Source organism: Streptomyces sp. NBC_00286 (assembly GCF_036173125.1).
Lineage (GTDB): Bacteria > Actinomycetota > Actinomycetes > Streptomycetales > Streptomycetaceae > Streptomyces.
The window spans coordinates 5,364,020-5,377,531 of record NZ_CP108054.1 but is presented as its reverse complement, the minus strand read 5'-3'; the positions used below and the strand labels follow the sequence as shown (position 1 = coordinate 5,377,531).

Genomic DNA, 13,512 nt, shown 5'->3' with positions numbered 1-13,512 from the left:
CCACACAAACCCGTAACTCGTTGCAAACAACGGAGAATCTCATGAAGGACACCTTGCATTCCCTCCATGCCGCCGACGGGAATTACCTGGCTCAGATCCCCAACCCGGAGAAGAAGGCGCCACCGGAACTCGCCACCGCGGTCGACACCGTACTGGGCATCGCCGCTTGGGCCGGCACCGCCGCCGGCGTGGCGGGCATCCTCATCACGGGAATCATGATGGCCGTGTCCATGAAGCGCGGAGAGGGCTCCGAGCACATGAGCCGCCTCGGCATGGTGTTGGGCGGATGCGTCCTCGTGTCCACTGCGGGACCCATTGTCCAATTCCTTTTCAAGTAGGACCAACAGCCCGCAGGAAAGGCCATCGACGTGTTTGGCACAAGTCGCAAACAGGGCCCGGTGAACGGGATTCTCTCCAAAGAGCGAGCCCGGATCAACTCGGCCGTGCTTCTGGGCTTTATCGTGGTCATGACGCTGGTGGCCTTCGTGAACGACACCACGGGTACGGACAGCACCACGGGTACGGACAGCGCGGCCGACAGCCGGGAGACGCTCGCCGGGCTCGGCGGCCCGCTGTCTCCCGGCGACCCGCAGCAGGTCCGCAAGGGTCCGGGCGGCCGGCCGGAGAACTGCCGGACCGACGACCGGGACACCGCGCAACCGACCGCCGCGCCGGAGGATGTGCGGTGGCAGAAGCTCGTCGCCCTCATGGTGCCCACCTCGCCTTCGGCCGGCCCGCTGCGCACCGACGCCACGATGTGGTGGTGCTTCGCCCACACGCCCATGGGGGCGGTGCTGGCGGCGCACGTCATCCCCGTTGAGTTGAGCGGCGCTGCCTGGCGCATCGTCGCGGAGCAGCAGGTCGTGCCCGGCGAGCCGCGCGACACGTTCGTCGCCAGCAAGGCCAGGGCCGACGAGACAAACCCGGACGAGGGCGCCGTCGGGAGGCTTGTGGGCTTCTCCCTGGCGTCGTACTCGGGCGACTCCGCGACCGTACGGCTGCTCGCCACCAACCCCATCGGCGGCTACCTGTCGACGTCGGTGTCCGTGCGCTGGCGGGAGGGCGACTGGAAGGTGGCGCTCCAGGACGACGGGTCCCTCTACTCGTCCGTGCAACGGGCAGCGAAACCCGACGGCTTCATCATGTGGGGAGCGTGACATGTTTTTGGCCGGTCAGGGCGATGGGTGCGACGGCGGCCTCGACCTTCTCGGGATGTTCGACGACCCCATCGGCGAGATGATCGAGATGGTGGCCAAGATCGTCATCGCCGGTGCCATCGGGATCTTCAAAGCCGTAGGAGACATCGATTCGATCAACACGGGCGCGTCGGACAAGATCGGCACCGAGATACGGTGGATCGTCATGTATCTCGCGTGCGGCTCGATACTCGCCGCCGCCGTGAAGATGGCTCTGGAACGGCGCGGCGAAGCGGGCACGACCGCGCTGAAGGGCATCGTGCGCGTCGTCGTGGTCGCCGCGGCCGCGACCACCGTGATCACCACGTTCGTCGACCTCATGGAGAGGTACTACGACCACCTGTTCGACAACACCCTCAACAACCTGATGGAGGGCGTCGACTGCGACGACAGCATTCCGGACATGCTGCTGCTGGTCATCGGGTGCCTGCTGATCCTTGCGGGCATCGTCCACGCGCTCCTGATGTGGGTCCGGCTCGGCGTGATGATCATGCTGATGGGCACACTGCCGTTGGCGGCTGCCGCCTCCATGACGGACTGGGGCGGCACGTGGTGGCGCAAGCACATCGGCTGGATGACCGCCTGGCTGCTGTACAAGCCCACGGTCGCTCTCATCATGTACTCGGGGGCCATCATGGTCGACGCGTCGGAACCGCATGAGAGCGCCGACACGCAGATCGCGGGAATGGCCACCCTGCTCCTGTCGGCCATCGCCCTGCCGGCGCTGATGAGGATCATCGTCCCGGCGACGGCCGGCATCGGCGGCGACGCCGTCGGGGACACCGTCATGGGCGGCGTCGCCTCCGGAGCGAAGTCCCTGGGCGACGCGGGCGGCCGGAGTCAGGGTGATGCTCCCTCCGGATCCCGAGGCCCCTCGGGATCGAATGGCGGCGGAGGCACCTCCGGCGGCGGGGGCGGCCGGGGAAGCGCGGGCGCGAGCGGCGGGTCCGGGCAGGCGGGCAAGTCCGCGGCGGCGGGCGGCGGTGGGGCGGCCGCGGCGGCGAACCCCGCCCTCGCCGCGATCGTCGTGGCGTCGGAAGTCGCCAAGGGAGTCGCGAACGTCGCCAAGAGCGGCGTCGAGAGCGCCGACGGGGAAAAGGGCGCGGGCCGTTGACCGTCACCTGGCCGGGTACGACGGGACGTCCGGCCGTATCCGGCTTCGACCGCGACGTCTGAGCGGGTCGGGGCGTGCCCCGGTGAGGGCCGGCATCCGTCAGACGCGGACCGGCCCTCCCTCCCCCCGGCCATCCCCACGCTCCATCCAACCGAAAGGAAGCAGCTACAGCCATGTCCACCCAAGCCGCTATCGCCGACCCGACATACGGGAACTGGCGCAGGCCCCGACGGCCGGGCCTTGGGCCCTTCGGCCTGGTCGGCACCATCGTGTTGTTCGGCGGGCTCATCGTCGACATCATCGCCTCGATGATGTCGCTCCAGTTCGCGCTGGTCGTGATCGTGTTCCAGGCCCTGTTCCTGGTACCGCTGGCCATCCGCACGCAGGACGGGCGCAACGTCTACTCGCTCATGGCCGTGCGCATCGGCTGGTTCCGGCGCAAGGCCAAAGGGGGGACCAGCTATGTCTCCGGTCCGCTGTCCCCGCGGCCGGGCGGCAAGTTCCGCCCGCCGGGACTGCTGAGCCGGGTCAGGGTCATGGAGGGCAGGGACGCCTACGACCAGCCGTTCGGTGTGCTGCACCACCGCAGCCGCAACCTGTACACCATCGTGCTCAGCTGCGAACCCGACGGCGGGTCCCTGGTCGACCCCGACCAGATCGACAACTGGGTGGCGTCATGGGGCCACTGGCTGTCCCGGCTGTCCAGCGAACCGGGCCTGCGCGGGGCCAGCGTGGTCGTGGAGACCGCCCCGGACACGGGAACCCGGCTGGCCAACGAGGTGCTGCCGCGTCTCCGCCCCGACGCCCCTCCGGCGGCACGGGCCGTGATGGAGGAGGTGGTGGAGCGGTACCCGACCGCGTCGTCGGAGATGCACACCTACCTCGCGCTGACCTACGGGATGCCCCCCGGCCAGAAGCGCAAGGCCGAGGACATCATCGCCGACCTGGCCGTCCGCATCCCCGGTCTGCTGGCGGGAGTGGTGAGCGCGGGCGGCGGACCCGCCGCCCCCTTGTCGGCCGAGCGCATCGCCGAAGTCGTACGGGTGGCCTACGACCCGGCCGTGGCGGGAGACGTACTCGAAGCGCGAGCCGTCCACGGCGGCACCGGGCTGGAGTGGGACGACGCCGGTCCCGCGGCGACCGTGGAGAAGACCAACGCGTACCAGCACGACTCGGGCGTGTCACGCACCTGGATGCTCACCCTCGCACCGCGCGGCACGGTGCGTGCCCAGGTGCTGCGCGGACTGCTGGAGGACGCGCCCGGTACCCGTCGCAAGCGGGTGGCGCTGCTGTACCGGCCCATCGATCCGGCGACCTCGGCGCGCATCGTCGAGGCCGACCGGCGGGCGGCGCAGTTCATGGCCACCTCCCGGCGCGGCATGGTGCAGGCGCGTGCCGCCAACGAGGTGCGCGCCGCCGAGCAAACGGCGGTGGAGGAGGCCACCGGGGCCGGCCTGGTGGAGTTCTCACTGATGGTCACGGTGACGGTCGACACCGACGCCCAACTGGAGGACGCGGGCGTGACGGTGCGCAACCTGCTGGCCGGGGCACGGCTGTTGATGCGCCCTGCCGACCGGATGCAGGCGGCGGCGTTCAGCTGCACGCTGCCGGCCGGGATCCTGCCGTGGGAGTACACGCTGGTGCCGCGCGAGCTGAAGGAAGCACTGTGAAAATCAAGGACAAACGCGGTACGAGCAAGGGCAAGTACCAGGACGAAGACTCGGGCCAGATCAGGTACAAGGACGAGGACCCCGACTGGAGGCCCCCGAAGAACAAGAAGAAGGGGAACAACAAGAAGCCCGCCGGACCACCCAAGGAACGACTGGCGCCGCCGCGCGGCTGGCACGGACCCGGCGGCGGCCAGGTCGCCAACCTGGACCCGCCGACGATGTGGCGCGCCACCACCGTGCAGGCGTGCGGGCTTTGGCCGTTCGCGGCGGGCTCAGGCGCGCCCATGACCGGCGTCCCGCTGGGCCAGCACCTGTACACCGGGGCCACTGTGTGCGGAGACCCCTTCTCGTGGTTCACCCGCGCCCACTACATCTCCAACCCGTCGCTGTTCATGCTCGGCATGCCGGGCCTGGGCAAGTCCACCCTGGTCAACCGCATGCTCATCGGTCTGTCCGCCATCGGTGTGGTGCCGCTGGTGCTGGGCGACCTCAAGCCCGACTACGCCGACACCGTGCGCGCCCTGGGCGGCCAGGTCGTCTCCATCGGACGCGGAGTGGGCGGCATCAACGTCCTCGATCCCGGCGCCATGGGCACCGCGGCCCGACGCATCGGCGGTGAGGCCGGTCGCGTGCTGGTCTCCGAGACGCACGGCCGCGTCCTGAACATGGTCGCCGCGCTCATCACCATCGTGCGCGACAACCCCATGGACGACCACGAGCAGTCCGTGCTGTCCGCGGCCCTGCACCATCTGCGCGAACGCACGCCGCCGGACCGCGCGCCCCTCCTGCCCGACCTGGTACAGGTCCTCACCGAAGGGCCGGACCGGGTCCGGGCGGTGACCCTGGACCGCGGATCCGACACCCGCTACCGCGACGCCGTGGACCCGCTGCACCGCTCGCTGCTGGGCATCCTGGACGGGCCGCTGGGGGACACCTTCGCCTCCGAGACCTCCACCCGCATCAACCTCGATTCGCCCGCGGTGTGCGTGGACATCTCCCGGATCGGCGAGGCGGACACCCAGCTCACCGCGGCGGCGATGCTGGCGGCATGGTCCGACGGGCTGGGCACAGTGGCCGCGTCGCACGCCCTGGCGGACGCCGGACTCGCGCCCCGGCGCTGGTTCTTCACCGTGCTCGACGAGCTGTGGCGGCCACTGCGCGCGGCCTCCGGCATCGTCGACCGCATCGACGCCCTGACCCGCCTCAACCGTACCCTCGGCCTGGGTGACGCCAAGATCACTCACACGCTGAAGGACGCCGAGGCGCTGGGCACCGACGCCGACCGGGTCAAGGCGCGCGGCTTCGTCGAGCGCGCCGGCATGGTGGTGTGCGCGGGGCTGCCGCGCCAGGAGATGGAGGAGCTGGGCCACATCGTGGGGCTGTCCCGCCGGGAGATCGAACTCGTCTCCTCCTGGTCCTCGCCGCCGGGCTGGGCCGCGCACGGGGACCGCGAGGAACCGCCCGGCCGCGGCCGTTTCCTGATCAAGGTCGGTGGCCGGCCGGGCATCCCGATCCAGGTTGCCATCACCGACACCGAGCGGCATCTGCACGACACCAACAAGCGCTGGGCCGGGGCCGGACAGGTGGTCGAGCAAGCACCCGCACCGTCCCTGTCCAAGCAGCCGACCGAGAACGGGGGGTGGTCCCGGTGAGCGGGACCGCGGCCAAGGGCAAGATGTACGGCAGCGAGCTGGCGCCGTGGGCAATCGTGCTGGTGGCGGGCGCGTGCCTGGTGCTCTTCGGAGGCGTCTGGCTCGGCGGGACCATCGGCGCCGCGCTGACCGGCGGGGGCTGGCATCCCCCGGCGTTCGCCCTGACCACCTTCGGCACCCTGCTCACCGAGGGAACGGGGAAGCTGTGGCCGGACGCGTCGCCGGTCGGCGTGACCGCCGGGATCGTCGGGCTCTTCGGCGCGGTCGTCGCCGTCGGCGTCCTGGCCGGCCGCCGCGTGATGCGCTTCCTCTCGCGGCCCAAAGGGCTGGCCGGTCGGCGGGAGCTGGCCTCCATGTGCCCGGACGGCATCGCCGCCCGCGCCCGCAACCTGCGCCCCTCGCTCAAGGGCCGGGAACACCTCCACCCCGACGAGACCGGCAACCTCCTCGGCGACCTGGAACCGAACGGCCCCGAACTGCGCTCCTCCTTCGAGGACGTGGAGCTGGACCTGATGGCCCCGCGCGCCGGCAAGTCCACCGGCATCGCCGTCCCGCGCGTGCTGCGCGCCCAGGGCGCGGTGCTGCTGACGTCCAACAAGTCCGACGTGTACGCCGTCACCCGCGGCGAACGCGAGAAGACCGGCAAGGTGTGGACGTTCGACCCGCAGGGCATCGCCCACACCCCGCGCGAGATGTGGTGGGACATCCTCGCCGACTGCCACACCATCGAGGGCGCCCGCCGCCTGGCCGGACACTTCGTGGCCTCCGTCAACGACGACCAGTCCAAGAAGGACTTCTGGATCTCCGCGGCCCAGAACACCCTCACCGCCCTGTTCCTCGCCGCCGCCCGCGGCAAGGCCTCCGTGCTCGACCTGCTGGCCTGGCTCGCCGACCCCGCCGATCGCACGCCGGTCGACCTGCTGCGGGACGTCAACATGATCGCCATGGCCGAGCAGCTGCAGGGCACGGTCCGTGGCGCGGTGGAGACCCGCGACGGCATCTACGAGACCGCCCGGCAGTGCGTGGCCTGCCTGCTCGACCCGGAGATCGTGGCCTGGGTGACGCCCGACCCGCATCGTCCGCAGTTCAAGCCGCACGAGCACGTGCTCACCCAGGACACCCTCTACCTGCTGTCCAAGGACGGCGGCGGCTCGGCCGCGGGCGTCATCGCGGGCCTCGCCGACGCGACGATGCGCGCGGGCGTGGTCGCAGCCGAGCGCATGGGCGGTCGGCTCGACCCGCCGATGACCGCCGTCCTCGACGAGGCCGCGAACGTCTGCCGCATCTCCGACCTGCCAGACATGTACAGCCACTTCGGCTCGCGCGGCATCAACGTCGTCACGCTGCTCCAGAGCTACCGCCAGGGCAGCCGCGTATGGGGCGAGGCGGGCATGGACGCGATGTGGAGCGCGGCCACGATCAAACTCCTCGGCGCCGGCCTCGACGACGCCGACTTCGTCGAGAAGATCTCCAAGCTCGTCGGCCAGGCCGACGTGCGTACCCCGTCAATCTCCAAGAGCAAGGAGGGCACCTCCCGCTCCTACTCCTACCGGCTGGACCCGGTGCTGCCCGCGGACAAGATCCGCGCCCTGCCCAAGGGCACCGCACTGCTCCTGGCCACCGGTGTACGGCCCGCCCTGATCCGCCTGCGCCCCTGGTACAAGGAGCCAGGCGCGGGCCCGATTTCCGCGGCGGCCAAGGCGGAGGTGGCGGCGATCACCGAGCGGGCCACCCGATCCTGGGCGGGGTCCGCCGCGACGGGAGTCGAGGACGCCGTGGGCAGGTGGCAGAGGGATGCCGTATCCCTGCACAAACGTGCCGCCGACTAGTGGGACCTTGTCAGCCAGGCTGGGGCCTGTCGGTCAGGACATGCCTGACCGACAGGCCCCGAGCCTTCATGGCCTGTGCGCCAGAGTTACGGCGCGCAGCAGCCACTCGGCCGGACCGTACCCGACATGGCGCGTCAGCCATCTGCTGAACGCGAGCTGCGCAGCGTACAGGACGCAGCACCCGGCCAGGACCGCGACGGTGCCGTACCGGCCGTACCCGGCCAGGCCATAACCGGTGAAGACGAGTGCCATGACCAGCGACTGGGTGAGGTAGTTGGTCAGCGCCAGCCGGCCGGCCGGGGCCAGCGCGTCGCCGACTCGCCGACCGGGGCGGGTGTGCAGCAGGAGCAGCAGGCCGCAGACGTACGCGGCGGTCAGCGCCGGGGCGGTGAGCACTCCGACAGCCGATCCGACGTCATACCAGCGCGAGTCCAGCGGCCCGTCGCGGCACACCGCCATGAAGACGCTTCCGGCCAGACCGATGGGCAGGCCCCAGGCGACGATGCGCACCATCCGCGCGCGGTACCGGAAGGGCGCGGCGAGCACCCCGCGTGTGCCCGCGGCGAGGCCCACCAGGAAGGCCGCCAGCACGTCGGCGCTGTACACAATGTTGCCGCCCAGCCTGCCGCGCAGCGACTGCAGATTGGCCTGGACGATCGAGCCAGGATCGCCCCGGTAGGCCGTCACCATCTCGTGCCCCCAGGCTGCGATGTCCTGCGGACGCGCGGGTTCCGAGAAGGCGACAGTGATCAGGCCCCGAGCCAGCAGGCATACGGAGGCACCGGCGACGAACCAGGCCGCGGCCCATACCGCCGTACGCGGCGCGATGTCCCGGACCGCGAACAGTACGAGGCCCAGCACGGCGTAGATCATCAGGACGTCGCCGTCGAACAGCAGCACGCCATGAGCGAGACCGAGCAGGAACAGACAGGCCAGACGGCGCACGTGCCTGGGGGCGAAGGCCACCCCCGCGCGCTCGGCCGAGGCCCACTGCAAGATGAAGCTGTACCCGAACAGGAACGAGAAGAGCAGATAGAACTTGCTGCCGACAAGAGCGGTGACCAGCCACGCGGCCACCTCGTCGGCACGCGACGTGATCGGCTGGCCACCCGGGCCCATGTGCGGCCCGGCCATGGCCTGAACGTTGACCAGGAGGATGCCCAGCAGCGCGAACCCGCGCAGGACGTCGATCTCCCGGACCCGGCCGTCCCGCCGCGGCGCCCGCGTGGGCGGTGACTCGGCGCGGGAACGTGTCGGTGTGTGGGGCGAGAAGCGCAATGCGGACCTCCGTGGCCGGTACGACGTCGTGACGACCGAGTCCGCGGCGGGAATCCGTGCTCGGTCCCATCCGCACCGACCGACCGCGCGGCTGATGGGGGTCACCACGGGATGTGCCCTGAGGCGGTTCAGTCAGGTGGGTGCGACCTGGCCCCGCGTCTCACCACGCCGGCCGCTGTGGCCACGAGCAGCTCTACGCCCTGCGGTCGGCCTCGTCCATGGCATGGGCCGCCTGCCTCTCGGACACCGCTGCGCGCAGGGCGTCGAGCTTGCCGTACAGCAGTCCGCCGGGGCATCCGCTCTCCATCCAGTCGCGGTGACCGCCCATCGTCGGGGTCTTCTTGGTGGCACCGTCGACCGGGTTCTTGTAAGTGATGTGCGCCTTGGGGTCGAGGCGGTGCATGTGCGCCAGCACCGCCAGCAGGCCGCTGACGGCTTCCAACGCCGCGTCCGTGGGCGGCCGCGCGTCCAGGTCGCCCAGAAGTGCGATGCCGAGGTTGCCCGAGTTGAATCCGCTGGTGTGGAAGGCCGTCACCACGTTTCCGTCGCCGTCGTGCGCGGGCATGGGGTCGTCGCCCGAGAAGCGACCCTCGTAGACGCGGCCCTCGCCGTCGACGATGAAGTGGTAGCCGATGTCGCCCCAGTCGTTGTCGACCGCGTGCTCCTCGTAGATCCTCCGCACCGTGGCCGCCGGGTCGGGGTCGTCGTTGTCGGTGGCGGTGTGATGCAAGGTCAGCGCCTGGAGCGGGAAGAACTTGGGCGGTGAGGTCTCGGTTCCGTCCGCCCCGAAGCGCTTGGACTCGTCGGCTCCCCACTCCGCACGCGTGACTAAGTTCCTGACCAGGCGCGACGTCCGGTTTCCTGTGAAGACAAGGTTTCCGGTCGCGGACTTTCCGTTGTCCGACAAGCACGCCGAGACGCCGGGTACGGCGACGGCGGCCCCGAGTACGCCCAGCAGGGCGCGACGGGACATATGCGCGGAGCGGGAGCGTGACTGCGTCAAGGTATGCCTCCATACGGCTGCCGGGCGGGAACATCTCCTCAACGGCACAGTCCGCCGTACGGTTCAGTCGCCGCCCGCCACCGTCGAAGCAGTCGAACCACGCCCCGCTGCCACACCCGGCTCCCAGCCCAACGGTTTGAGTCGCGGTTTGAACCCTCACGCGGCAGCTCCCGTTGCGTCCTGGCAGCAACGGACTCCATCACCACCCTCGACCGACCGACCGACCGACGGACGGTCAGTCGCCGTCCGAGCGCGCCCGCCCAGGGCGTCACGGTGGCGAGCCTCCCCGACCAGAAGGGCTGACGTATGAGGATCCTCCCTCCCGCGCCGCGTCGTGACCGCCACGACGCCCCACGCGACCCCGAGTACGGGTTCTTCTCCCTCGACGAAGGCGCGCATTTCCGGGCGCAGGTCCGTGAGGCCTTCGCCGAGCACGGGCTGGAGGTCACCGTCCATGCGGGCGCGGTGAGCGACAGCGCGGGACGCCACTTCGGCATGGCCAATCTGGCAGCGATCTGCCACAACGACGTCCGCGGGCGGAAACGGTGGCCCAAGGTGATCCGCGAACACGTCGGCCGCTTGCTGCAGGTGGTGGACGGACCGTCCCCGCTGGAGACCTTCGCACCCGAGCAGCTTCTCGCCCGGCTGCGGCCCTGGGTGGTCACCCAAGACGTCATCGAGCCGGACGCCGCCCGGTACACCCATGCGCGTATCGTCGCGCCCGGCCTGTGCGAGGTCCTCGCCCTGGACATGGGTGCGAGCGTGATGACGCTGCCCGACGAATACCTGGCACTGCTGGGCGGCGTCGTCGACCTGCGGATCCGTGCGCTGGACAACCTCGGTGCGCTTCCGGTGGAGAGCCACACCGTCCTTCGGAGCGCGGGCGGCACGCGCTTCGACGTGGTGATGGGCGACTCCTTCTTCACCGCCAGCCGAGCCCTGGCGATGAACGAGCTCGCCCGGGACCTCACCGGGCGCGACCTTGGCCCGAACGGAGCTCTCGTGGCCATGCCGCACCGCCACCAACTGGCCTTTCGCCCCATCGGCACCGTTCAGGACACCAACCTGGTCCAGGCACTCAATGCCATGACCGTCTTCGCCGCGGCCAACTTCGAGGACGCCGCGGGCCAGGTCAGTCCGCACGTCTACTGGTGGCGCCGGGGGGCGCTCACTCAGCTCGTCCGGCATGACGGCGAACAGCCTGGATGCACGGAGAACGGGGAGTTCGAGGTGTTGCTGATGTGGCTCGTCGGCAGCAGCGCCGGGGAGCACTCCTGAGCCCGGAAGCGCATCGCCGCCGTGCTTCCCGCGGGGCGGACAGGACTGGCAACCTGCGCCTGCGGCCAAGCCATGGCCGCAGGTCACGCATGCGGGGCGAGGCCCGACTCAGGATGCCGCCGACCGGCTTGTTCTCGTCACGGATCGGCGCAGCGATGCCCACCACATCGGGGGCGAGTTCTCCTCGCGTGACGGAGTAGCCGATCCGGCGGATGCGGCCGAGGCGTTCCATCAGGGAGTCGACAAGGGGCGGTGTCTTCGCCATCGTCGTGCACCTGGCCCGCCGCCCGGTCCCGTTGCACTGGACAAGGACAGGCGGGCCGGGCGTGCGGGTCGCTGGGGAATGACGCTTCGGGGCCGTCCGGGCCTGTCGCCCCAGCCGCTCGGTGCGCGCATGCAGATGCAGGGAAGGATGCGCGCAGCCTTCAACGCGTCGGCGGGGACGTCGGGCGGCGGAACATCGCGGTGTCCGGTACGGCAGGCACATCGGCCAACGCCTTCGTCCACAAAGACGGTTGGAAGACGGCCTGGAACAGCGTGGGCGACGGCGCCGACAACTACATCGGCAGCACCGAACAGGACGCCCCGCACATGCTGGGCTTCGCCATCGCTGTCCCCGAGGGCAAGGTCTGCCAGGAGGCCAGCACCCGTACCAGGGGATGGCTCGGGCAGCTGTGCGCCGAGCAGGACGACTACATCTTCGGCGGCAGCATCAACGACGAGCGCTGGCTCGAGGCCGTCAGATTGACGGTGTGAACGACATGGCTGACGCCTGGCCCGCACTGCGCACGGGCCGGGCATCGGTTGTGGTTGTCAGCCCCGGCTCGCCGGTCCCTGCGCGGCGGGTCGGCCCGCGCCGCGGTAGGCGTTGCCGCCGGCGTTCGCGGTCCTCCCGTCGTAGTGCCACTGCTTCGGGTGTCGGCACGCAGGCCCCATGCGGGACAACCGCCAGGAACTCAGGACGTTCGTTCCGCCCGTCTCAGCAGGAGAGACCGGCTCCCGGTGCAACTCCGAGGATGTGAGCGAAGTGCTGGTAGGAGTGGACGCGGCTCTGGACCTGGGCGGGATTTTTACCGTCGCATTCCAGGGCCCCGTTGATAGAGCGGATGGTCTGGCCGAAGCCTGCCTGGTTCACCATGCTGTCATGTGGGGTTGTAGTGCCCGGCCCGGACTGGGTGTTCCAGTACCACAGGGCCGTCTTCCAGGCCACAGCTGCATCGTTCTGGACCAGCCCGGGGTTGTTGAGCAGGTCGATCCCCAACGCGTCGCCCGCCGCCTTGTAGTTGTAATTCCAACTGAGCTGGATCGGGCCACGGCCGTAATAGGCGTCCTGCCCGGCAGGGCAGCCGTAGGACTGGTTGGGGTCGCAATAGTGCGGGTAGTTGGCGGTGTTCTGCTCGACAATGTGCTGCAAGCCGCCGGTCTCGTGGCCTGCATTGGCGAGGAAGGCGGCGGCCTCCTGCTTCCTGACGGTGTCGCTGCCGGTGGCGGCGAAGCCGGGGTGAGCGCTCAACGCCGTGACCAGCCCGCTGTAGGTGTAGAAAGAATTCCGATTCGGGAACATCTGGCTGAACTGTGCCTCACTCACGACGAAGCCCGCGCTCCCCGGGACACGGCTGGCCAGTCGCGCCCCGGGCTTCGCGGTGGTCCACTTCTGATTCGCGGCACCCGTGCAGGTCCAGATCTGGAGGCGCGCGCCGTTGGAGCCGTTGCTGTCCCGCACGTCCAAGCACTTGTCCGCGGCCGGGTTGACGATGTCATGGGCCTCGTTGACCACCCACTGCTGGTTGGGGCCGCCGTGGCAGTCCCACAGGTGGACCGCCGTCCCGTCGGCGGTCCCGAAGTCGCGAGCGTCCAGGCACTTGCCGAACACCCGCAGGGTTCCGTCAGCTCGTCTCGACACGAGTTGCGCGTCGGTGCTGTTGCAGTCGAAGAGCTGAACGGCGGTGCCGTTGGCGCTGTTTCCCTCCGCCACGTCGATGCATTTGCCCGCCAATCCGACAATCGGTCCCTCCGACGATGACGATTCGGCCGCCAGGCCCAGCTTCTCCGGTGCGGCGGCGAACAACGTGGCTGCAATGGCGGCCAGGATGGTGCTCGCTGCGAAGCCGACGCGAACAAGTCTTCCGGAAGTGCGCCCCCCTAAGCGGGGTGTGGTGGACCTCATGGATGTCACTCCTTGGTTCTGTCGTGAAGGTGGGGGGCGGATTCGCCGCTGCATCCAGCGAGCCGACACTGCTCCCGAAGTCGTCGATGCCGACACCGTCCGCTGACTGACGCAGGCATCACGGCCAGGAGCAGCAGACGGTTCATTCGCGGCGCCGCGGGGAAACTCAGAACAGGCCCTGGAGCCGACCGCCGACCCGAGCTGGACGTGCGGTGTCGAGGCTCAGGGTCAGGTGTCCTGGTAGGTACGGGCTTATGTGCCCGCCTGGTTGACGAGCCGTCAGACTGCCTTGGGATCCGGTGTGACTCTCGGTCCCGTGTCGCAT

12 protein-coding genes are annotated in these 13,512 nt (G+C 69.9%); 8 read left to right on the top strand and 4 right to left on the bottom strand.

What is annotated here, in order from left to right; translation table 11 throughout:
• Nucleotides 1–41: 41 nt before the first annotated feature.
• The 6 genes from OHT21_RS24700 to OHT21_RS24675 all read left to right on the top strand — a co-directional run bounded on the left by OHT21_RS24700 (nt 42) and on the right by OHT21_RS24675 (nt 7,461).
• A complete protein-coding gene (locus OHT21_RS24700) occupies nt 42–338 on the top strand; it encodes a hypothetical protein (protein WP_165343857.1) in 297 nt (98 codons plus the stop codon).
• A gap of 60 nt (nt 339–398) precedes the next feature.
• The gene (locus OHT21_RS24695) at nt 399–1,157 is read left to right on the top strand and encodes a hypothetical protein (protein ID WP_328770514.1); all 759 of its coding nucleotides are present in this window, start codon (nt 399–401) and stop codon (nt 1,155–1,157) included.
• Nucleotide 1,158: 1 nt separating this feature from the next.
• Complete coding sequence (locus OHT21_RS24690) at nt 1,159–2,310, top strand: hypothetical protein (protein ID WP_328770513.1); 1,152 nt, start codon at nt 1,159–1,161, stop codon at nt 2,308–2,310.
• Nucleotides 2,311–2,483: 173 nt separating this feature from the next.
• Complete coding sequence (locus tag OHT21_RS24685) at nt 2,484–3,980, top strand: SCO6880 family protein (protein ID WP_328770512.1); 1,497 nt, start codon at nt 2,484–2,486, stop codon at nt 3,978–3,980.
• Nucleotides 3,981–4,132: 152 nt separating this feature from the next.
• Nucleotides 4,133–5,632 carry an ATP/GTP-binding protein gene (locus tag OHT21_RS24680; protein ID WP_328774210.1) on the top strand — a complete coding sequence of 500 codons (1,500 nt, stop codon included), beginning with the start codon at nt 4,133–4,135 and terminating at the stop codon, nt 5,630–5,632.
• Between the two features lie 23 nt (nt 5,633–5,655).
• Nucleotides 5,656–7,461, top strand: a complete 1,806-nt coding sequence (locus OHT21_RS24675; protein ID WP_328774209.1) for a type IV secretory system conjugative DNA transfer family protein — start codon at nt 5,656–5,658, stop codon at nt 7,459–7,461.
• A 66-nt stretch (nt 7,462–7,527) separates the two neighbouring features.
• On the opposite strand, the gene OHT21_RS24670 is transcribed toward OHT21_RS24675, so the two are convergent.
• Both OHT21_RS24670 and OHT21_RS24665 read right to left on the bottom strand, forming a co-directional pair.
• Nucleotides 7,528–8,739, bottom strand: coding sequence for a DUF418 domain-containing protein (locus OHT21_RS24670; RefSeq protein ID WP_328770511.1), 1,212 nt, complete (start codon nt 8,737–8,739; stop codon nt 7,528–7,530).
• A 193-nt stretch (nt 8,740–8,932) separates the two neighbouring features.
• Nucleotides 8,933–9,742 carry an N-acetylmuramoyl-L-alanine amidase gene (locus tag OHT21_RS24665; RefSeq protein WP_328770510.1) on the bottom strand — a complete coding sequence of 270 codons (810 nt, stop codon included), beginning with the start codon at nt 9,740–9,742 and terminating at the stop codon, nt 8,933–8,935.
• 306 nt (nt 9,743–10,048) lie between these two features.
• Between OHT21_RS24665 and OHT21_RS24660 the strand changes: the two genes are divergently transcribed.
• Nucleotides 10,049–11,020, top strand: coding sequence for a hypothetical protein (locus tag OHT21_RS24660; protein ID WP_328770509.1), 972 nt, complete (start codon nt 10,049–10,051; stop codon nt 11,018–11,020).
• Here the strand turns inward: OHT21_RS24660 and OHT21_RS24655 are convergent.
• Nucleotides 10,911–11,252 carry an IclR family transcriptional regulator domain-containing protein gene (locus tag OHT21_RS24655; protein WP_328774208.1) on the bottom strand — a complete coding sequence of 114 codons (342 nt, stop codon included), beginning with the start codon at nt 11,250–11,252 and terminating at the stop codon, nt 10,911–10,913. The genes OHT21_RS24660 and OHT21_RS24655 overlap by 110 nt on opposite strands.
• Before the next feature lie 233 nt (nt 11,253–11,485).
• On the opposite strand from OHT21_RS24655, the gene OHT21_RS24650 reads away from it, so the two are divergent.
• Entirely contained in the window at nt 11,486–11,776 is a 291-nt protein-coding gene (locus OHT21_RS24650; protein ID WP_328770508.1) for a hypothetical protein, read from the top strand.
• A gap of 223 nt (nt 11,777–11,999) precedes the next feature.
• On the opposite strand, the gene OHT21_RS24645 is transcribed toward OHT21_RS24650, so the two are convergent.
• Nucleotides 12,000–13,187, bottom strand: coding sequence for a glycoside hydrolase family 19 protein (locus tag OHT21_RS24645; protein WP_328770507.1), 1,188 nt, complete (start codon nt 13,185–13,187; stop codon nt 12,000–12,002).
• Nucleotides 13,188–13,512 lie beyond the last annotated feature (325 nt).